Genomic DNA, 23,110 nt, shown 5'->3' with positions numbered 1-23,110 from the left:
AAAAAAAAATAAAATGAAAAAGATTATTATAACATTCATACTAACTGCCGGACTATTTGTTTCGTGCGCAGATCTGGAGGTAACACCAACCTCTTTCGTAACCGAAGATAATTACTTTAAAACACAGGATGATGCTATTGCAAGTGTAACTGCCGTTTATGCTTCTTTAAGTCTTGATCCGGGAGAACAAAGTTTATTTGGTAGAAATCTATATTTCCTTACTGATATGGCTAGTGATTATGCATCGGCTGGAGTTTCGGCAACCAATCCACAGGTAAGAGCTTTAAGTAGTTTAACTCATGACGCGACTTCAGATCGTGTACAAGTTGCCTGGCGCCAAATTTACGCGGGAATCAACAGAGCCAATGTTTCTATTGATAATATTCCTAAAGTTGCCGGTACAGATGCTGTTAAAAACAGATTGATTCTGGAAGCAAAATTCATCAGAGGTTTATTGTATTTTCAGGCAGTTCGCCTTTGGGGAGGAGTTCCAATTGTTTTACACGAGCCCACTTCTATTCAGTTAGAAAGCTTAAAATCAAGAAGAGCGACTGTTGATGAAGTTTATACTCAAATTATTTCTGATTTAAAAGATGCCGAAGGTTTACCATCAACTTATCCTGCAACTGATGCCGGACGCGCTACCTCCGGAGCTGCAAAAGCGATTTTAGCCAAAGTATATCTGACCAGAAAAGACTGGCCAAATGCGATCGCAAAATCCAGAGAAGTAATCAACGGCGGATATGGTTATGCCCTTTTTGAAAGTTTTGGAGATATTTTCGCGAAAGCAAAAAAGAATGGAAAAGAGCATATATTCTCTGTTCAGTTTGAACCCAACCAAGCCGGAAACGGATCAAGCGGAAGTACTTTTCAGGCCACTGCCTTTACCGGATTTACAGCAACAGAACCTGCTGATATCATTTCGGATGTAGCTTTGTTCTATGACATTTATGCTGCCGGAGATACAAGAAGAGATGTGAGTTATGCCAAACAATTACTGATTCCAGGCACAACGACGCTTTATACTTTTCCGAAGCCAATCTTCAAAAAATATTTGGATGTTAGCAATCTCGCTACCCCTGCTAATGTGGCAATCAATTTTCCTGTAATTCGTTATGCCGACATTTTATTGTCTTTAGCGGAAGCGATAAACGAACAGGGAGCACCAACACCGGAAGCTTATGAATTGATTAATCAGGTAAGAAGAAGAGCGTTTGGAAAACCAATTACGACACCAGATGCCACTGTAGATTTATCAGGATTGACACAAGCCACTTTTAGAGCTGCCATTCAGGAAGAACGTAAAAAAGAATTTGTTCAGGAAGGCCAAAGATGGTTTGATCTAGTGCGTTGGGGAACTTTAGTTACTGAGGTAAAAAAAGTAACGGCTAAAAACTCGGTATCCGAAAGAAATAATTTATATCCTATTCCGCAAAGCGAACGCAATATTGATCCTGTTGGATTACCTCAAAATCCCGGCTATTAATAAAAAGACTTACATAAGAGTAAATAAAATGATCAAAAAACTTTCCATTCTTGCCCTGGTGGTTGTGGTACAATTTCAGCTAGTTGCACAGAAAAAGCAACCTAACATCATCGTCATTTTGGCGGATGATTTAGGTTTCTCAGATATTGGTGCTTTTGGCTCAGAAATTAAAACTCCAAATCTGGATAAGCTCGCTAAAAACGGGCTTATTCTAAAGCAGTTTTACAATGCGGGGCGTTGCTGTCCTTCCCGGGCTTCATTGCTCACGGGTTTGTATTCGCATCAGGCAGGTGTTGGAGACATGGTGCAAGACAAAGGTTTTCCTGCCTATCAGGGTTATTTGAATGAGCATTGCATCACGATCGGGCAGGCACTCAAACAGGCAGGATACCACACTATTGTTTCCGGAAAATGGCACGTTGGTTTAGTACCATCAGCCTGGGCGGCTAATCGGGGGTTTGATGATTCTTTTACTTTACAAAATAATGGGAGTAGTTATTTCAACTCGGAACCTTTGTATAACGACGGCAGAAAGGTTACTTTTTTGAAAGGAGATAAAGAAATTATCCGCAAGGATACTTCTACTTATCTGACTCAGGAAATTACCAATTTTGCCCTTAATTCTTTAGAAAAACAACGAAATCAGCAACAACCTTTTTTTCTATATGTGGCTTACAACGCTCCGCATTGGCCCATTCAGGCATTACCGGAAGATATTGCAAAATACAAAGGCAAATACCTCGAAGGCTGGGATAAATTGAGGGCAAACCGTTTTAAAAAATTAAAAGAACAAGGGATCATTGATAAAAACTGGGACTTATCAAATCGTTTTGAAAAAGTGCCGGATTGGGAAAAACTAAGTACCGAAGAAAAAGACAAATGGGATACCCGGATGGCAATTTATGCCGCCATGATCGACCGAATGGATGCTGGAATTGGAGAAATTCTTCAGAAAGTCAAATCTTTGGGAGAAGAAAACAATACTCTTATTCTTTTTCTTTCGGATAATGGTGGAAGTGCCGATGATGTGAAAAATTGGAATTATGTTACACAAAAGAATGGAACGCCAGGTTCTGTTGCGTCGATTGATAGTTATGAAAGTTCGTGGGGAAATGTGAGCAACACACCCTTTCAATTATTCAAAAAGAACACCCACGAAGGCGGTATTGCTACACCCTTTATTGCTTATTATCCAAAGGATATTAAGGCAGGCACAGTAAGCAACAGGGTAAGCCACGTGATTGATATTTTCCCAACTTGTCTGGAGTTTGCCGGTTTTCAATATCCCGATTCTTTTAAAAGAAAAAAGCTAACGCCCTTAGAAGGTATTAGTTTAAAAAAGGAATTCGAAGGAAAACAGTCTGATGCACATGAAGCCTTGTTTTGGGAACATGAAGGCAGCAAAGCGGTAAGAAAGGATCAATGGAAAGCGGTAGCTGAAAACAATCAGCCCTGGGAATTGTATAATCTTGCTACAGACAGAACAGAAACCAAAAACCTGGCAAAATCAGAACCAAAACTGCTCCAAACTCTGATTGAATTACATCAACAATGGTCAGTAAAAGTAGGCGTCGAAGATTGGAATAAAATAAAAAATTAGTTTAAAATTATACTAAATCTATAGAATTAATCAATATTTTAAAAAAGGAAATAATGAAAAAATTAAAAATTAACTCAAAAATTAAAAGCTCAAAAAAGGGACTTTTTATTACTGCAATACTTCTTGCACAATTTGGTTTTGCCCAAGATAAACCAGAAGAATTTAAAGGTGTAATCGGAAAAACTTTAGCCGATTCTAAAGAATATTGGCCAGAGCCGGTAAAAGCGCCGAAAGGGGCACCAAATGTTGTTTGGATTTTATTAGATGATGTAGGATTTGGAGCTTCAACTGCTTTTGGAGGTTTAATTCAGACACCAACTTTTGATCAGCTAGCCAATAATGGTTTACGTTATACTAACTTTCACACTACAGCTATTTGTGCTCCTACCCGTGCGGCACTTTTAACAGGAAGGAATTCAGGAAGAGTTCATGTAAGCGGCTTTTCACACACCATTTTATCGGCAGGTTTTCCTGGGTGGGATGGAAGAATTCCGTCTGATAAAGGAACTATTGCAGAGATTTTACGTGAAAATGGTTATAACACTTTTGCCGTTGGTAAATATGGCGTTACGCCAGACGAAGAAGCTTCTGACGCAGGACCATTTGACAGATGGCCAACCGGAAAAGGTTTTGATCATTTCTACGGATTTTTAGGATCTCAGACTGATCAATACAATCCTGATTTGGTTGAAGATCAGGTTTACGTTACACCAGACGGACGTCATTTAAATGAATTGATTACAGACAAAGCCATCAGTTATATTAAAACACAGCAAAAAGCGGCGCCCGGAAAACCGTTCTTTTTATACTATGCACCCGGAGCTGCTCATGCACCACATCAGGTTGCTACAAAATGGAGTGATCCATACAAAGGAAAGTTTGACAAAGGATGGGATGCTTACCGCGAAGAAGTTATTGCGAATCAAAAGAAATTGGGTGTAATTCCGGCGAGTGCTGTTTTACCAGAACGCAATCCATTAATTGCTGATTGGAAAAAACTGACTCCGGAACAAAAGAAAGTGTATGCACGTTTCATGGAAGTTTACGCTGGATTTCTGACGTATACTGATTATGAAGTTGGTAGAGTTGTAAATTACTTAAAAGAGACAAATCAACTTGACAATACCGTAATTTTTCTGGCAATTGGAGATAATGGCGCCAGTAAAGAAGGTACTACAGAAGGAACAATCAACCAAAGCCTATTTTCTCAGGGAACATCTGACGATGAAAATCTGAAAAAAAACTTGGCTAATATAGATGAAATTGGGACTGCAAAAGGTCTAAACACCAATTATCCTTTAGGATGGGCACAGGCAACCAATGTTCCTTTCAAAAACTGGAAACAAGATGCGCAATCTGAAGGTGGAACTCATAATCCGTTGATTGTTTTTTATCCAAACGGAATTAAAGAAAAAGGCGGTATCAGAAATCAATACAGCCATGTAACCGATTTACTTCCAACAACTTTGGATATTGTCGGGATCAAAGCGCCGGAGTATATCAAAAATGTGAAACAGGATATTATTCAGGGTTCTTCTTTCTATGCTTCGATTGATAATGCTAAAGCAGAATCGTTACACAAAATTCAGTACTACTACATTTTTGGAAACAGAGCAATTTACAAAGATGGATGGAAAGCCGGAGCAGCGCATTTACCAGATTCATTTGCCGTAAAAAAATCTTTAGGCAAAAATGATAAACCAGCAGAAAGCAATTTTGATGCAGATGTTTGGGAATTGTACAACCTAAATGAGGATTTCAACGAGCGTAATAATTTGGCACAAAAATATCCTGAAAAATTAGCCAAATTGAAAAAACTATTTGATGAACAAGCTAAAGAAAATAACCTTTATCCGTTAATCGACTGGCAGGATGTGTACAACAGAAGAATACACAATTCTGGAGCAGATAAAGGTAAAACGCTTCAGGATTTAATTAAACAAGCTACTAAACCGGGAAGTGCCGGAAGTTCTAACTAATAATATCTTATCCTGCAAGATTCAAAAACTTGCAGGATAAAATTCAATTTGCAAAAAATAAAAAGAAAGCAAAAATAAAATTTGGTCGACTTATCTAACAAAATCTTACAAAATAATTAAATTAAATTCTACTAATTATATAGAATTAATAGTTTAATTTTTAATTTTACAAGACAATTAAGTATGGATTTTTCTGAGCAGCAGGGATAAAAGAAGTTTAAGTAATAAAAAAGGAAATCATGAGAAAAGCAGATTACGAAGTAATAGGAAAAAAAATTGTCGTCGGGGCGATTGTTTTTTTGGTACCACTTGTCATTTTGGCGGGAGGTTTAGCGTTAATTAATCAATTTTTAAAATAAAAAATTATGGCACTAGATCAAACAAAATTAAAAAGAGACTTAGGGATTAGTCTTTTTATTTATAGTTTGCCGGTATTGGCAATATTCCTTTATTTTAAACTAAATAATGGTCATGTATCAGAGTCACATCTTACATTGCCAACTTATTTAGAATTTTTGCAGCCCGCATTTAAAAACATCAGAAGCTGGGGATTAATTGTCTTCTCGATTGTTTTGGGAATTGTAGAATTTGCAGCTGGTTTGTATGATGAGCACTGGACAGGTCGTGAACGCAAAGTTGACATTATCTGTTTTTTAGCACCAAAATTACTTTTACCTCCTGTAATTACATTTTTCAGCTTAACTGCTTTACCTTATTTACTGCCAAATTTAGCGAATACATTATCATGGGTTCCATTTTGGGGCGGTTTCTTCTTAATTGCAATTGCTGATGATTTAACGCAATATTGGTATCACAGACTTCATCATCAGGTTCCGTTTTTATGGCGCTTTCATAGAACCCATCACTCCGCTCCTTATATGGGAATGGCAATGGCTTCAAGACAAAACTTTCTTTACACCGTGTTTTTCTCTCAAATTTATTTAACTGCTACGCTAACTTATTTAGGATTGGGAATTCCGGCTTTATTTGTTTTGGTAATTAAAAGTATCATCACTTTGGGCGCGCATTCAAGCATTGCATGGGATAAACCTTTTTACAAATACAAAGCATTACACCCGATTGCATGGGTTTTAGAACGTTTGATTTCGACTCCGGCGACGCATCATGCACATCATGCAGATACAAGCGGAGACGGTGTTGGGCACTTTAAAGGCAACTTCGGAAACATGTTTTTCATTTGGGATGTGATCTTCGGAACGGGTTTAATTACTCGTAAATTCCCTCAATCCTACGGAACAAAAACCTATAAAAGTGAAGAGTGGTATGCACAATTTTTATGGCCAATATTCAAATCTAAAATTGAAGGGAGCCCTTTAGCAGATGGAGTTCTTGCTTTGCCAACTTCTCAAAAAGAAAATACGGTAGCAACAAATCAAAACGTTTACGAGCCAGTTCAGTCGTAAAAAGCAAATAAAAAACTATACAGCGTTATTAAATGTTCCATTTGATAGCGCTGTTTTTAAAATAAAAAATCATGGCGATAGTTCAAAAAGAAAAACTAACTAGAGATTTAAGCATCAGTCTTATACTATACAGTTTGCCAGTATTGGCAATTTTCCTTTATTTTAAATTAAGCAATGGCATTGTAAACGAATCGCATATTACCTTGCCTTCTTTTTTAGAATTTGCAAAACCCGCATTCGAAAACATCAGAACCTGGGGGTTTATAGTTTTTATGCTTATCCTTGGCATTATCGAATTTACAGCAGGTTTGTACGATGACGAATGGACAGGCGAAGAACGCAAAATTGATATTATAAGCTTTCTTGCTCCAAAATTGATTTTACCTCCAATAATTGCTTTTTTCAGCTTAACGATTTTACCAAATTTAATTCCGAATCTGGAAAACTCACTTTCATGGGTTCCGTTTTGGGGAGGCTTTTTCTTAATTGCCGTAGCCGATGATTTAACGCAATATTGGTACCATCGTTTGCACCATCAGGTTCCGTTTTTATGGCGTTTTCACAGAACACACCATTCCGCTCCATATATGGGAGTCGCGATGTTAAACAGGCAAAACTTAATCTACACCGTTTTCTTTTCTCAAATTTATTTGACTGCCACTTTAACGTATTTAGGTCTAGGATTACCGGCCTTATTTGTTTTGGTTATCAAAAGCATCATTGTTTTGGGAGCGCACTCCAGTGTTGCCTGGGATAAACCTTTTTATAAATACAAAGTACTTCACCCTATTGCCTGGGTTTTAGAACGATTGATTTCGACTCCGGCAACGCATCACGCACATCACGCCGATACAAGCGGAGACGGTGTTGGTCATTTTAAAGGCAATTTCGGGAACATGTTTTTCATTTGGGATATCATATTCGGAACTGGTTTAATTACCAGAAAATTCCCTAAATCCTATGGAATGAAATCCTACAAACAAGAAGAATGGTACGCGCAATTTTTATGGCCCATATTCAAATCTAAAAAAGAAGGAAGCGCTTTGGCCGATGGTGTATTGTCGGTTCCTTTAAAACTAAAACCAGAAAATAGTACTCCGAGTCCGGTTTACGAACAGGCTCAATCTTAAAAAAATATAACCGCCTTTTATAAAAATTTAAATGAAGCAATGCAGTCAAAATTAAATCTTGAAGGCATTGCTAATTTATTTCCTTTTAAAAGAAATTCAAAATCTAAAAATCATGAAAAATAAAATATTTAAAAATAGTATAGCAGTCGTAATCTTGCTGTTTACCATTATTAGCTATTCGCAAGATAAAGGCTCAAGCAGTATCGTTTTATTAGATGCTTTTTATTCGAAAATTAAAAGTCAAAAAAATCCGCAGATAATTGATGCCAGAGGGCCTGAAGAATTTGCTTTAAACCATATTGAAGGCGCTGTAAACTTCAATCTTAAATCAGAAGATTATGAAAAGCAGGTTGCAACTTTAAATCCGTCACAACCCGTATTTATTTATTCTATTGCAGCCTACAGAAGTGGTCTTTTATCAACTGAGCTAATAAAAAAAGGTTTTTCTGAAGTGTATATCTTAGAGGGCGGAATTGCCAGTTGGATTGGTGGTGGAAAACCATTTTATACGAATTTAAAAAGTAAATTAACATTGCCGGAGTACAAAAAAATCATCGCCGATAATAATTATGTTTTGGTAGACATTGGTTCAAAATATTGTGCAACCTGCAAAACGGTAAAACCAATTTTAGAAGATCTTAGAACACAATATGGAGAAAAACTGAAAATTGTTCAAATTGAGCTGGAAGAAAGTCCACAGGTAATTGCCGACTTAAAAACAGTAAAAGTCTTTCCTACATTGATTTTATATCAAAATGGGAAAATTGTTTTCAAAAAAGATGGTTTAGGCGATTTGAAGAATGATGTTGATGTGGCTTTGGCATCTAAATAACAATTTATTTTCTACCACGCATTTTTGTGATCCCGAAGCCCAATTTAACACATTATGAATTTGATTTTGGTACACAAAAATACTTTGTCGATTTGTAAAAAATAAATAACCTCCAGTTTTAACTGAAGGTTTAAAAATTTGAAAATACAATGGCTTTAGCCAAACATTTATTCGGCTAAAACCAATTTAACTCACAAACCGTTAACCTCCAGCTAAAGCAGGAGGCAATTCAAAATAGATATTATTTAATACTTAACAATACCTATAAGGTTTTGGAAACCTTGCAGGAAATAAATATAAAATGTCAACTCAACCAAAACAATTTACCATACACGAAGATTGGACCGTCGTTATTTTAGGATTTATAATTATCGGGATTTCTCTTTTTATTTTTCTTCCCGAAGTTCCAGTTTTCAAATGGACAAACGGGACCGATTTGATTTCGGATGTTTTTAATTTCGGAAACTTAAAAATTCTCGGAATCCAATTTTTATATCTGATTTCGATTGGCGCTTTCGGTGCTTTTTTAATTGGAAAATCGGTTAAATATTTTTTACTGGTTTTTCCGATTGTTTACATTTTAACGGTTATTGCGCTGGTTATTGCAGGAAATGCAGAGGCAAAAGCACTCAATTTAGAAGCTGTAATTTTCAGTTTGATTATTGGTTTGACGATTGGCAATTTTTTCAAACTTCCTGAATGGTTTCGCTCTGCCCTATCGACAGAAGTCTTCGTGAAAATCGGATTGGTTTTATTGGGAACAAGTGTTATTTTTTCAGATATTCTAAAGGCGGGTTCTTTAGGATTAATTCAGGCTTTGGTGGTCGTTTTGTCTGTTTGGTATTTTGCTTTTTGGCTTTGCCGAAAATTAAAAGTAGATGATGAATTGACGATGATGATTTCGAGTGCTGTTTCTATCTGTGGTGTTTCTGCGGCCATTGCAACTTCCGGCGCGATCAAAGGCGATTCAAAGAAATTGTCGTATGTTATTTCGATTGTTTTGGTAACCGCCATCCCAATGATGATTTTCATGCCGATGATTGCAAAATACTTCAATTTCCCTGAAGAAGTGACTGGTGCCTGGCTTGGAGGAAGTATTGATACTTCAGGTGCTGTGGTCGCATCCGGAACTTTGGTTGGCGAAACGGCATTGAAAATAAGTACGATTGTTAAGTTTTCTCAGAATGTATTATTAGGATTAGCCGCTTTTGCCATCTCTGTTTATTGGACCTATACGCATAATAATACGATTGAAGCCAATGAATCAAAACCAACTTTAAGTGTTATTTGGGAGCGTTTTCCAAAATTCGTTATTGGATTTATTCTGGCTTCAATCGTATTTTCTTTTTTCATTACTTCAGAAGTTCGCGATAGCGTAAAAGACAGTTTAAAAAATTTGCAGGGAATCTGGTTCGCATTAGCTTTTACCAGTATTGGTTTAGAAACTAATTTTAAAGATTTGCTTCAAAATAATAGTAGAAAACCATTGTATGCCTTTTTAATTGCGCAATTTTTTAATGTAATTGTTACGTTGGTTATCGCATTTTTATTATTTGGAAAATAAGTTTTTAGGAGCAACGAATAATTCTCGCGCAAAGACGCAAAAGCGCAAAGTTTCTAATCAATTGTATTAGATTGTTTTTCAATTAAATAAGTTAAAATAATAAAAGCCTGAAAAAAATGTATTAAAACTGCATTTTTTGCAGGCTTTTTAAATTTTATTTAAAACTATCAAAAATTAACATAATTATTTAATTATCAACTAATTAAATCAGTAAATTACAATACAAAATTACCTACTCTCCAATCTTATTTAAAAAAAGTTAAAGATTAATTTGGATATTATTATATTAAATTTAACTTTGTCTATAGAATTAGTAGGGTTTAAAAACATAAAGAGCTACATTTTGAAAACAACAGCAAATAGATCAAATTATTTTCTTCCTAAAAAATACACTTATAACAGCTTTTGTTATATGTGCAGCTGTTGCTAATTCTTCATCAATTTTCGTTTATAATGTTCCTTCCGAATCAAATAGTAAAAAACGAAACCTTACCAGATTACATAAAATTCTTATTGAAATTTCATTATTTATTTGATGTTTTACATCAAATAGATGACTGATGATATAATAAAAGCTCATTTCTGCGGCAACAAAAATGGCAAAGCTTAAAGAATATTTATCGCTAAAAAACAACTAACAAAAACAACACTAAAATGAATACCAGAATAAAAAACATCTTCCTTTCTTTCCTTTTGGCAGGAACATTGGGTGCAAATGAATCACACGCACAAAATGCAGCATCAAAACCCAATATCATTCTGATAATGGTTGATGATATGGGATATTCTGATTTAGGAAATTATGGTTCTGAAATCAAAACACCAAATCTCGATAAATTAGCCAGTGAGGGTTTACGCTTACGCGAATTTTACAATAACTCGATTTGTGCGCCAACACGCGCTTCTCTCCTAACGGGACAATACCAGCACAAAGCCGGAGTAGGATTTTTTGATGTCAATTTAGGATTGCCGGCCTATCAGGGATATTTGAATAAAGAATCTTTGACTTTAGGAGAGGTTTTCCGTTCAGGTGGTTACAGCACTATTTTATCCGGAAAATGGCACGTAGGTTCTGAAGATCAGACGCAATGGCCCAACCAAAGAGGTTTTGACAAATTTTATGGCATCTTAAAAGGCGCTTCGAATTATTTTGATACCAAACCTTTGCCTTTTGGAAAAACACCTTATCCGGTAAAATTAATTCGCAATAATGAAGAACTGCATCCAAAAGATGATTCGTATTATTTTACAGATGAAATCGGAAATAACGCTGTTACATTCTTAGACGAACAAAACAAAGAAAACAAACCTTTCTTTTTGTATTTAGCTTTTACAGCACCGCATTGGCCGTTGCAGGCAAAACCAGTTGATATCGCAAAATATAGAGGAAAATTTGATGAAGGCTGGGATATTTTAAGAGAAAAAAGAATCGAAAAACTAAAAACAAACGGCATTTTACCAGCTGATCAAACGGTATCGCCAAGAGATCCTGAAGTTCCGGAATGGAGCAAATTAACTTATGACGAAAAGCAATTCTGGAAAGCAAAAATGGAAGTATACGCCGCCATGGTTGACAATATGGATCAAAATGTGGGGAAAGTTCTGGAGAAACTAAAAGCACTTAAAAAAGATAAAAACACACTGATAATCTTCATTTCAGACAATGGTGCTCAGGGCGGATTTAATACTTACAATCCACTTGGAAGAAGTTTAGTTCGAAATGACGGACCTGTTGGAACTTCCGGATCGTTTGATTATCAGGAACAAAACTGGGCTTATTTATCGAATACGCCACTTCAGCAATACAAAAACAACATGCACGAAGGCGGTTTCAGTTCGCCATTTATTGCCTGGTTTCCATCAAAAATAAAAGCGGGCCGAATCGATAAAGGAACCGGACATATTATTGACCTCGCTCCTACTTTTTATGAATTGGCCGGAATTGACTATCCCAAAACATATAATGGTGTGACGACAAACCCTTTGGTTGGAAGCAGTTTGTTACCTGTTTTATTTAATAATGTTTCGCAGGTCAATAGAGGCGCACCATTATTTTGGGAAAGAGCGGGAAACAGAGCCGTCCGCGATGGCAAATGGAAATTAGTTTCGACTTATCCTGCTTATGAATGGGAGCTTTACAATATTGAGACAGACCGTGGCGAAACAACCAATGTAGCGCAACAAAATCCGGGAATTGTAAACAAACTTTCTGCTTCTTATTTTGAATGGGCAGACCAAACCGGAGTTGTAGAATACAGCAAATTCAAATTAAAACCGGAAGTAATGCCTGGTGGAGCATTGTTAAAAAAATAAGTTTAGAAATAAATTTATTTCAGACAATTTATTCCATTTTAAAAATATCAAAACCAATGAAATACCAAAACATTCTAGAGACGATTGGAAACACGCCTCACATTAGATTAAACAAACTTTTTAAATCGCATGAGGTTTGGATTAAATTAGAGAAATCAAATCCCGGATCCAGTATCAAGGACCGTATTGCGCTGGCGATGATTGAAGATGCAGAGCAAAAAGGGCTTATAAATGAAGAAACTACTATTATAGAACCAACTTCCGGAAATACAGGAATTGGACTTTCGTTAGTCGCCGCCGTAAAAGGATATAAAGTTATTGTTGTAATGCCAGAATCGATGAGCATCGAGCGCAGAAGAATTTTGAATGCCTACGGCGCCGAATTTGTTTTGACTCCAAGAGAAAAAGGAACTTCCGGAGCGGTTGAAAGAGCAAAAGAATTAGCAGCTACAATTAAAAATTCGTTCTTGCCATCGCAGTTTACCAATAAAGCTAATGTTGAAATTCATGAAAAAACAACGGCTCTCGAAATCCTGGCCGATTTCCCGGATGGAATCGATTATCTGATTACCGGCGTTGGAACCGGCGGTCATATTACAGGAGTTTCAAAAATTCTAAAACAGCATTTTCCAAATCTAAAAACTTTTGCTGTTGAACCAGCATTATCACCCGTTTTAAGCGGCGGTTTGCCGGCACCTCATCCTTTTCAGGGAATTGGCGCAGGGTTTATTCCGGAAGTTTTTAATCGCGAATATGTAGATCAAATCATAACGGTTGATAAAAATGAGTCATATAACTTCACAAAAAGAATTGCAAAAGAAGAAGGCATATTCGCTGGAATTTCGACCGGAGCCGCTCTTTCAGCAATTGCAAAAAAATTAAAAGATATTCCGGAAAATGCCGTAATTCTAACTTTTAATTACGACACTGGAGAACGATATTTATCTGTAGATGAACTATTTGATTAAAATTTATGAATAACTTTAAGCAATCAAAAAATAATTATAAACCAACTAAAAATTAATACCAATGGCAGAATCAAAACAACAACAGACCGCATTAGGCGATGTTGCAGCAAGACAATTAGCAATTGCAACACGTACAGTCCCACAAATCGGAACTATTTCACCGCGCTGGTTAACGCATCTATTGCATTGGATACCTGTAGAATCGGGTGTGTTTCGCTTGAATAAAGTAAAAGACGGAAGTCATATTGAAGTCGATTGTTCTGCACGCGACGAAAGAGTTTTACCAAATACTTTTGTCGATTATATCGAGAACCCGAGAGAATATAATTTGGCCGCAGTTCAGACAATTGTTGAGGTTCACACACGTGTTTCTGACTTGTACAGCAAGCCGTACAATCAAATTTCTGAACAGCTTAGATTGGCTATCGAAACGATCAAAGAGCGTCAGGAAAGTGAATTAATCAACAATAAAGATTACGGTTTATTAAGCAATGTGGCCCCATCGCAAATTATAAAAACACGAACTGGCGCACCAACTCCGGATGATTTAGATGAACTATTAACTAAAGTATGGAAAGAGCCTGGTTTCTTTTTATTGCATCCCTTGGCAATTGCTGCTTTTGGCCGTGAATGTACGCGTCGCGGTGTGCCGCCTCCTACTACATCTTTATTCGGATCACAATTTTTAACCTGGAGAGGAATTCCGTTAATTCCATCGGATAAACTGCCTATCAAAAACGGAAAATCGAAAATCATTTTATTAAGAACCGGAGAAAGCCGTCAGGGTGTTATCGGATTGATTCAGCCAGGTTTACAGGGAGAACAATCCCCTGGATTATCTGTTCGCTTTATGGGCATCAATGAAAAAGCAATTGCTTCATATTTAGTATCACTTTATTGTTCTTTGGCTGTTTTGGTTGATGATGCCATTGCTGTTTTAGAAGATGTAGAAATAGGAAAGTATCATGAGTACAAATACTAATAACAGTGATCTGCCTAATATTGACGATCTGCAGCTTTTAGCCAACGAATTGTTCAAGACTTTACCTAATGAATTTCCTAAAGAAATTTCGTTGAGTCCTGATAAAGCCGAACATCCTCGTGCGACAAAGATTGCAGAAACACTTTTGCATGCGGGTGGAGCCAATATCATTGCACCATTCCCAACGCAAAGTCCGTTAAATGTACAACCTCTCCCGCCTTCATTTAGTGGTTTTGGATCTTCTCCTACAATTGCTACTCAAAGTTCGAGCACTTCGGCATTATATCCGAATGCAGGTGCAGGTTTTGATCCTCAATACGGTATTCCTTCGTCAGGAGTTCCTGAAAATAATGCGTTAAACATCAATAATCCACAAACAGGATTTAATGATATTAATTTGAAAAATGAAAGTGCATCTCAAATTAATGAGGAGTCTTTTTTTTCATCCCTGCTTCTGAATAATCAATATTTACCTTTTCAAACCCAAAATTCTTCTTTTGAAGCGGAATTAAAAGTGGCTTTGGAAACGGTTGATACACAATTCAGAAAACGTATTGATTTCCCGTCAAGCGGAAGTGAAACTATAAATTCATATTATTTTTTAGATCAGAATCCGTTTGCTTTCGATAAAAAAAACACAAATGCAATTGTTGGAAATACTTTTGGACTTAAAGAAATCGGTGGTTTGACAGGAGCCAATTTTGATGCATCCTTAATCAAAAAAGATTTTCCGATCCTAAATGAAACTGTAAACGGCAAACCTTTAATTTGGTTTGACAATGCAGCAACGACTCAAAAACCACAAGCCGTCATTGATCGGATCGCTTATTTTTATGAACACGAAAATTCGAATATTCATCGCGCTGCACATGAATTAGCGGCGCGGGCATCTGATGCTTATGAAGCGGCACGCGAAAAAGTAAAGACTTTTTTAAATGCAAGTTCAGTAAACGAAATTGTTTTTGTTCGCGGTGCAACTGAAGGTATAAACTTGGTAGCACAAAGCTGGGGTGATCATAATTTAGTTGCAGGAGATGAAATTATTGTGAGTAATCTCGAGCATCATGCGAACATTGTTCCATGGAAACGATTGGCCGATAAAAAAGGTTTGAAATTAAGAGTAATTCCGGTTGACGATGACGGTCAGATTTTGCTTGACGAATATGCAAAACTGTTAAATTCAAAAACGCGTTTGGTTGCTTTTACACAGGTTTCAAATGCATTAGGAACTGTAACTCCTGCCAAAAAAATTGTCGAAATGGCGCATGCAGCAGGAGCTAAAGTTTTAATCGACGGTGCACAATCTGTTTCGCATATGAAAGTTGATGTTCAGGATTTAAATCCGGATTGGCTTGTTTTTTCCGGACACAAATTATTTGGACCTACCGGAATTGGAGCTTTATACGGCAAAGAAGAATTACTGAACGAAATGCAACCGTATCAAGCTGGAGGAAACATGATTCAGGATGTAACTTTTGAGGAAATAAAATACCACAAAGCACCCAATCGTTTTGAAGCCGGAACAGGTAACATTGCTGATGCAATTGGTCTTGGAGCTGCGATAGATTATGTAACCAAAATAGGAATCGACACCATCGGCCAATACGAACATTATTTATTGGACTATGCGACTCGATTGCTGAAAGATATTCCTGGTGTACGATTAATAGGAACTGCGAAAGATAAAGCAAGTGTATTATCTTTTAATCTGCAAGGTTATACCAATGATCAGGTTGGGCAAGCTTTAAATAAAGAAGGAGTTGCGGTAAGAACTGGACATCATTGTGCGCAGCCAATTTTGCGCCGAATGGGAGTCGAAACCACTGTTCGTCCTTCTTTGGCTTTTTACAATACAACTCAGGATGTTGATACTTTTATAAAAACGGTATGGGAGCTTAAAAAGGTTCGATTTTAGATAAAAAATAATTACTTTTTTTGATATTTTAAGTAATTATAATCAAAAGCGACTGTTTCTGGAAACAGTCGCTTTTTTATATTTAAACGTGAAGAAGAATTGACTTTATTTCCAAGTATTAATACAAAATATAAATATTACTCATACAAATTGTTAATTTACAAACGCTTAACTCATATTAATCATTTATTGACTCAATATTAAATAATTCATTGGCAATATTTTTAAAAATATAACTTTATATGACTTCTATTGTTGCAAATACTACAAAAGCAACACAAACTGTTATATATAATGTTAATAATCGTATATTGTTTAACATATATTTAAGACATTTGATAAAACTAATCCAAAACATTTGAAAAATGAAAATTAAGGCAAAGCATTTTTTATGGCTCGTATTGATACTATTTGTACAAATAGCGAGCGCACAGGAAGGATACATTTCTGGTAAGGTTACTGATAAAAAAGGAGTTCCGATTCCTGGAGTTAATATTGTTCTAAAGGGTACAAGTGCAAGTACTCAAACTGATTTTGACGGAAACTTTAAAATAACCGCCAAAAAAGGAGATATTCTAACGATAAGTTATGTGAGTTTTGCTACGATAAATGTACCTGCTTCAAATGGTATGGCAATTGAATTAGTCGAAACTCAAAATGAATTGGAAGCTGTACTTGTTGTAGGTTACGGTACACAATCCAAAAAGAATTTAACCGATAATATTGCACGTGTAACAGCGAAAGATATTCAGCAAATACCCGTTTCGAACTTGCAAAATGCATTAGTAGGAAAGCTGGCCGGAGTTCAAATTACACAAACAAATGGTAAAGTTGAAGGAGGAATTAATATTAGAGTTCGTGGTGCTGCCAGTATAAGTGCAGGAACACAGCCATTATATGTTTTAGACGGAATTCCGCTTATCACTGATAACGAATCCGGTAATGGAGCACCAACCAACCCTTTATTGACTTTAAGTACCAACGAAATAGAATCTATTGATGTTTTAAAGGATGCCTCTTCCGCAGCTATTTACGGTGCGCGTGGAGCAAATGGTGTTGTAATAATTACAACCAAAAAAGGAAAAGAAGGAAAAGGAAATTTCTCAATCAACTTCTCACAAGGTGTTAGTGAGGCTACACATAAAAAGAAATGGCTTAACGCAAAACAATACGTCGAATTATTGCAGGAAGCTGGAAGAAATGTTGACGATTTAGAATCTGTTGAAGATGAATTGGAATATCTGTCTCAGGGAACTGACTGGAGAAATGGAGAAGTTAATACAGACTGGCAGGATATTGCGCTGCGAACAGGTTATACAACCGATGCAGATTTTTCTGTTTCTGGCGGAGATGAAAAAACAAAATACTTTTTCTCAGGAGCCTATAATAACACAACAGGAATTGTTGACAGTAATGATTTAGAAAGAATTACAGCGAGATCAAACGTATCGCATAAAGTTTCTGATCGTTTTACAGCCGGAATGAATATTGGTTTTTCAAGATCTGTTATCAACAGGGTTCAGGACGACAACGCCTTCTCTACTCCATTGCAATCTGTAGCTCAGGCTCCTATTTCGCAAGCCAGATTAGAGGACGGAACTCCAAATCCAAATACAGAATATGTCAACTATTTATTAGCAAAAGACAATACTTCATGGAAAACAATCATGCGCAGAGTTACCGGAAAAGTTTTTGGAGAATTAAAAATAGTAAATGGTTTGAAATTTAATTCTGATTTCTCGTACGATCTTTTATCACAAACAGAAGATTACTGGCAAGGTAAAGATGCACCGTTTATGGCTACTGACGGAGCTGTATACGCTAGTTCTGTAAATACCGAAAGTTATGTTTTTAGTAACTACTTCACATACGATAAAACATTTGCCGAAAAGCATAATCTAAATGTTGTTGCCGGAATGGAATTCAACAAATACAACAGAAGATATCAGGATGTAAACAGTATTTATTTCCCTAATGACGATTTTCATACTATTGATGGAGGTGCCGAAGTAAATGAAGGACACGGTAGTGAAACTGATTATGCTTTTGTATCTCAATTTGGAAGATTAAATTACTCGTTCGCAGGTAAATATCTTTTCAAGGCAAGTGTCCGTCGTGATGGTTCATCCCGTTTTGGGAAAAATGAAAGATTTGGAGTTTTCCCTGCCTTCTCTGTGGGTTGGGTAATGTCTCAGGAAAGTTTTCTAAAAGATAATACAGTTTTAACTTATTTAAAACTAAAAGGAAGCTGGGGTAAATTAGGAAATGCTGAAATCGGAAACTTTGCTTCCCGTCAATTATACAGACCAAACCCTTATAACTTAAAATCAGGTCTTACTTTTGATCAGGCAGGAAATAATGATTTGACCTGGGAGAAATCAACCCAGACTGATTTTGGTGTAGAGGTTGGTTTCTTAAATAAAATCACTTTTGAGGCTGATTACTATCAGAAAGATACAGACGGTTTACTTTTTGAAGTGCCGTTGCCTCTAAGTTCTGGTGCCCCTTTTGTGAATAAAAACATAGGAAAAATCAGAAGTAATGGTCTTGAGTTTACCTTAAACACAAAAAATATAGAAACACAAGATTTTAGATGGAATACCAGTTTCAACCTTACTACGAATCAATCAAAAGTAAAATCACTTCCAAACAATAATACAGATATCATTTCTGATTATACTATTAACAGAACCGGAGAAAACATTTCTTCTTTCTTTTTAGTAGAATATGCCGGAGTTGACCCCGCTAATGGAGATGCACTTTTTGTAAAAAACACAACAAATGCTGACGGAAGTATTGATAAAAGCACAACTAATGATTATAGTGAAGCTAAAAGAATTATTTCCGGTAATCCTTTCCCAACTTTAATGTCTGGTTTGACGAATACAATGACATATAAAGGTTTTGATTTTACATTTACTTTTCAGGGAGAATGGGGTGCGAGCATCTATAATTCGGCTGGTTTATACCAATCAACTGCAGCTGATTATTTTGACAATCAAACATTGGATCAGTTAAACCGTTGGCAAAATCCTGGCGACATTACAAATGTTCCTCAAGCAAGATTTGGCGGATCAAACGGAACTCAGGAATCTACCCGTTATTTAGATAAAGCTGATTTTGTGCGTTTAAGAAACATTACAATAGGTTACTCATTACCTAAAGAAACTGTAAACAAAGCCGGAATGAGTAGCTTGAGAGTGTATTTTACAGCTGTTAACCTGCTTACTTTTACGAATTACGAAGGAACCGATCCGGAAGCAAGAAGAGACGATATTACTAAAGGAAGTCCACGTGTTGGAGAGGATTTTTACTCTGCACCACCCGCAAAAACATTTGCAATGGGAGTAAATATTAATTTTTAAAAAGAACAAGATGAAAGCAAATAAATTAATCTTATTTATAATTTTCGCAGTCTTTTTTGCAAGTTGCGAAAACGAATTAAACTTAGAACCTAAGCAAAGAGAGGATGCATCAGTAACCTTAAGCACTGAAAGTGGTGTTACAAATGTACTTACCGGTGCTTATGCCCTGGCTGCAAATGGTAATGCCTATGGGGGAAGAATTTTACTTTATGCCGATTTACTAGGTGTAAGTGGCGTATTAAACACAACCGATTTAAGATGGAGAGGTTCCTTTGGAGAGCTAAGACAAATGTATATTAAATCAATGCAATCTAATAACGTAATTATTGAAGGAACTTATGCAAGATGTTATGAAATCATAAATGCAGCAAATACCGTTATCGAAAACATAGATAAGGTTAAAGATGCGGATAAAAAAGCCCGAATGATTGGTGAAGCCAACTTTTTAAAATCGCTGGCTTACTTTGATTTGGTTCGCTTTTTTGCAAAACCATATGTAAGCGGACAAGCCAATAGCCAATTAGGAGTTGTTATCAGACCAAATGCTATTTACGATTTTAATGCAGATCTTTCGAAAGAAAGAAGCACTGTTGATGAAGTTTACAAAGTAATTATTGACGGATTAAATCTGGCTTACACCAATCTCCCTGAAGAAAACAGCTTTTATGCTGATAAATATGCCGCAAGAGCTTTGTTAGCGCGAGTGTACCTGCAACAAGGGAATTATGCGTTGGCAAGAGATGCTGCAAACGATGTGATTGAAAATAGCGGCCATTCATTATCTCAAACCTACGCTGGCGCTTTTAACCACGAAACGGATAAAGACGAAGATGTATTTGCTATTCAGATTACAAAACAAACCGGTGTAAACGATGTTGTAACTTTTTATGCTTCTGAAGATAATGGAGGCCGTGGCGGTGATTTTACTATCAGGGATGCGTATTTATCAAAATTCACTGATCCTGATGACAGAGCAACATTTAATTATGTAAATGATGCCAACGGAAGACTTCTGACTTCTAAATTTACAGATCAGTTTGGAAATGTTGGAATTATCCGTTTGGCCGAAATGTATTTGATAAGAGCAGAAGCTAATTTAAGAGCCGGAACAGCATTAGGAAATACACCTCTTGACGATATTAATAGTATCAGATCAAGAGCAAATGCCGATGATTTAAGCTCCGTAACTATCGATGATATTTTATTGGAACGCGAATTAGAATTGGGAATGGAAGGATTTTTAATCCATGATATCCGAAGAACAAAACGTTCTATTGACATTAGTACCAGTGGAGATGGTTCTGATGTTTTGCCTTTTGATGCTGATGAATTGGTATTCCCTATTCCTTTAAGCGAAACCGATGCTAACAAAAAAATTACTCAAAATCCAGGTTACAGTAGTTAATCTGAAATTATTGAATATAAAAAATCCCGTTTGAACGGGATTTTTTTTTAGCATCAGCTCTGCGTCAAATTAATAATTCGGAATCTTATTTATGCCTTAAACTATCTAAAAAATTACGATTATACACAACCGAATTATGATTTTTATTAAATGATTCGGCAAGTTCATTGTAATACAGGGCCTTTTCAATATTCCCAATATTATAGTAACAGACGGCAAGCTCGATAGCAGGAATAAAAGTCCAGCTTTCGCTGTTTGTTATTCCTGTATAATCCGAAGAAACTTTAAGTGTTAATATAAATTCAAACCAATAAATAGCCCTTTTATAATCGCCTTTTTCTTTATAGATATATCCTATTTCGCAACAGGATTCAGCTCGTGGAATATCAAAACAAAAGCTGTTAAAAAAACATTTTAGAGCATTATCGGGATCTTTACGTTTTTTATAAATTTTACCTTTTTCAAGGCATGCATTTATATTGTCACCAACGGAACCCATTTTGGTATTGAGAAACTGGGTAAAATATTCAATTGACATATCGTATTTATGATGGTCTCTTAATTCTCTTGCATAATAATATAGGGCTCTTGGCGAAAAAGGCTTCTTTTGTAATAACTGCTCTTCATATATTTTTAAGTTTCGGTTTGAGAAAGAAACTTGTTTTGTATGTGTAATAGCGATTTCAGACTTTAGATAATTATCGCCATATGTAATATATTCATGAACAGGATCATTCCATCTATAATTATTGGCTCTTTTTAGTAATCTTTCGCGATAGAAAGAATATAAGGGATTATATTTTTTATCTACAACATAATTATACTTCATTAAAACCATATCAATTTCGGGAGAAAGTGTTTGTTTGAGTTCAATAAAAGCAATTTTATCTTTTTCGATTAAAATATCATCCGCATCCAACCAAAGTTGATACTCTTTTGTAGCTTTGGAAAAAGAGAAATTTCGAGCTGCCCCAAAATCATTTATCCATTCAAAATCGTAGACTTTATCGGTATACAAATACGCAATTTCTTTTGTTTTATCATTTGAGCCGGTATCAACAATTATAATTTCGTCAACTACATCTTTTACGGAGTCCAGACATTTTGGCAACATCTGTTCTTCATTTTTTACAATCATACACAAACTTATCGTTATCATACTTTCTTAATTAATTATTCTTTTACATCATTCTCAAATCAGAATTATTAATAAAAATTCTGATTGAAAATTTCGGCAAAAATAGCCTGTATACAAACCATTAAAGTGCTGGTAAAGATTTATTTATATTAAAAAAAGATTTCGATTACAATGAAAAAACAAAAAACATATACAGAAACCGAATATGTTTATCAATATTTTAGAAACAATAAAAACAATAAATTAAGCAAACACCCCGTGAGTCAATACAGCGCAGCAATGGCAACGTATTTTTTTAAAAATTTATTATAAAAGATAATATGGAATCCCATTTTAAGCAAATAAAAAAACATCACAAAGGATGTTTTTTTATGTGATTTTATAAGTAAGGTTGAAAATTAATATAAAATCTAATTTATTTTTATAGAAAGTAGAATTTTACGATGCCATAGCAATTTCTGCAGGAACTGCAAGCATTGCCAAAGTTAACGGATCTGAATAGCCGGAGAAAAAAGTATCTAACACCTCCTGAAATACTGGATTAGCATTTTCAACCTGAGAAAACAGCGTCATTGAAGAACGTAATTTTCGGGCATCTAATTCTCCTAAAATTACTTCAATTGATTTTGTTTTAAATGTCAGCAAAAGTTCTGAAATTTCAATTAAATGTTTTGCCAAAACCGGATGATTAAGAAACTCCTTTGCCTCATTAAGATCTGCAAGAGCATAATATTTAGCGATAGTACTTTTTCCTAAACCTTTTATTTGAGGAAAAATAAACCACATCCAATGTGTCTCTTTTTTTCCTTTTTTAATTTCAGAAAAAGCAGTCAGATAAAGTTTATTCTGTGCATCTAAAAAACGTGTTAAATCAGTATTTGAATAAGCCATTTGTGAAATTGATTTAGTTTATAATTCAGTTTTTGGTTGTCTGTTTTATCTTCAAATGAAATAAAAAACGATTTATGATTCATTTTCTGTTCTTTTGAAGATATCCAAAACTACTTAT

The 23,110-nt window shown here is 35.7% G+C and carries 16 protein-coding genes; 14 read left to right on the top strand and 2 right to left on the bottom strand.

The annotated features are described in order from the left end of the window. Window positions 1-13 precede the first annotated feature (13 nt). From ASC72_RS18045 to ASC72_RS17985, 13 genes are all read left to right on the top strand, one after another. Window positions 14-1,486 (top strand): RagB/SusD family nutrient uptake outer membrane protein, encoded by a 1,473-nt coding sequence (locus ASC72_RS18045; RefSeq protein WP_056194000.1) that lies wholly within the window; start codon window positions 14-16, stop codon window positions 1,484-1,486. Window positions 1,487-1,514: 28 nt separating this feature from the next. Further along, window positions 1,515-3,086: an arylsulfatase gene (locus ASC72_RS18040; protein ID WP_056193997.1), complete on the top strand. Its 1,572-nt coding sequence runs from the start codon at window positions 1,515-1,517 to the stop codon at window positions 3,084-3,086. 53 nt (window positions 3,087-3,139) lie between these two features. Beyond that, window positions 3,140-5,065, top strand: a complete 1,926-nt coding sequence (locus ASC72_RS18035) for an arylsulfatase (protein WP_056193994.1) — start codon at window positions 3,140-3,142, stop codon at window positions 5,063-5,065. Window positions 5,066-5,430: 365 nt separating this feature from the next. Continuing rightward, complete coding sequence (locus ASC72_RS18030) at window positions 5,431-6,489, top strand: sterol desaturase family protein (protein ID WP_056193991.1); 1,059 nt, start codon at window positions 5,431-5,433, stop codon at window positions 6,487-6,489. Window positions 6,490-6,560: 71 nt separating this feature from the next. Then, complete coding sequence (locus ASC72_RS18025; protein ID WP_056193989.1) at window positions 6,561-7,619, top strand: sterol desaturase family protein; 1,059 nt, start codon at window positions 6,561-6,563, stop codon at window positions 7,617-7,619. Between the two features lie 112 nt (window positions 7,620-7,731). Continuing rightward, a complete protein-coding gene (locus ASC72_RS18020) occupies window positions 7,732-8,451 on the top strand; it encodes a rhodanese-like domain-containing protein (RefSeq protein ID WP_056193986.1) in 720 nt (239 codons plus the stop codon). A 301-nt stretch (window positions 8,452-8,752) separates the two neighbouring features. Continuing rightward, on the top strand, window positions 8,753-10,015 hold the full coding sequence (locus ASC72_RS18015; RefSeq protein ID WP_056193983.1) for a YeiH family protein: 1,263 nt from the start codon (window positions 8,753-8,755) through the stop codon (window positions 10,013-10,015). Between the two features lie 654 nt (window positions 10,016-10,669). Next, window positions 10,670-12,328 carry an arylsulfatase gene (locus tag ASC72_RS18010; RefSeq protein WP_056193981.1) on the top strand — a complete coding sequence of 553 codons (1,659 nt, stop codon included), beginning with the start codon at window positions 10,670-10,672 and terminating at the stop codon, window positions 12,326-12,328. 56 nt (window positions 12,329-12,384) lie between these two features. Beyond that, window positions 12,385-13,296, top strand: a complete 912-nt coding sequence (gene cysK, locus ASC72_RS18005) for a cysteine synthase A (RefSeq protein WP_056193979.1) — start codon at window positions 12,385-12,387, stop codon at window positions 13,294-13,296. A gap of 61 nt (window positions 13,297-13,357) precedes the next feature. After that, window positions 13,358-14,278: a family 2A encapsulin nanocompartment shell protein gene (locus tag ASC72_RS18000; RefSeq protein ID WP_056193975.1), complete on the top strand. Its 921-nt coding sequence runs from the start codon at window positions 13,358-13,360 to the stop codon at window positions 14,276-14,278. Continuing rightward, the gene (locus tag ASC72_RS24730; RefSeq protein WP_056193972.1) at window positions 14,262-16,193 is read left to right on the top strand and encodes a family 2A encapsulin nanocompartment cargo protein cysteine desulfurase; all 1,932 of its coding nucleotides are present in this window, start codon (window positions 14,262-14,264) and stop codon (window positions 16,191-16,193) included. Before ASC72_RS18000 ends, ASC72_RS24730 begins: the two co-directional genes overlap by 17 nt. Window positions 16,194-16,558: 365 nt before the next feature. After that, complete coding sequence (locus tag ASC72_RS17990; RefSeq protein WP_056193968.1) at window positions 16,559-19,558, top strand: TonB-dependent receptor; 3,000 nt, start codon at window positions 16,559-16,561, stop codon at window positions 19,556-19,558. Window positions 19,559-19,568: 10 nt separating this feature from the next. Beyond that, window positions 19,569-20,963, top strand: a complete 1,395-nt coding sequence (locus ASC72_RS17985; RefSeq protein WP_056193965.1) for a RagB/SusD family nutrient uptake outer membrane protein — start codon at window positions 19,569-19,571, stop codon at window positions 20,961-20,963. A gap of 85 nt (window positions 20,964-21,048) precedes the next feature. On the opposite strand, the gene ASC72_RS17980 is transcribed toward ASC72_RS17985, so the two are convergent. Further along, complete coding sequence (locus ASC72_RS17980; protein ID WP_056193961.1) at window positions 21,049-22,122, bottom strand: glycosyltransferase family 2 protein; 1,074 nt, start codon at window positions 22,120-22,122, stop codon at window positions 21,049-21,051. 150 nt (window positions 22,123-22,272) lie between these two features. On the opposite strand from ASC72_RS17980, the gene ASC72_RS24160 reads away from it, so the two are divergent. After that, entirely contained in the window at window positions 22,273-22,413 is a 141-nt protein-coding gene (locus ASC72_RS24160; protein ID WP_157849292.1) for a hypothetical protein, read from the top strand. Between the two features lie 126 nt (window positions 22,414-22,539). On the opposite strand, the gene ASC72_RS17975 is transcribed toward ASC72_RS24160, so the two are convergent. Then, entirely contained in the window at window positions 22,540-22,992 is a 453-nt protein-coding gene (locus tag ASC72_RS17975; protein WP_056193958.1) for a DUF1810 domain-containing protein, read from the bottom strand. Between the last annotated feature and the right edge of the window lie 118 nt (window positions 22,993-23,110).

Source organism: Flavobacterium sp. Root420 (genome assembly GCF_001427905.1).
GTDB lineage: Bacteria > Bacteroidota > Bacteroidia > Flavobacteriales > Flavobacteriaceae > Flavobacterium.
The sequence above is the reverse complement of the archived record's forward strand: the minus strand, read 5'-3'. Positions and strand labels throughout refer to the sequence as shown.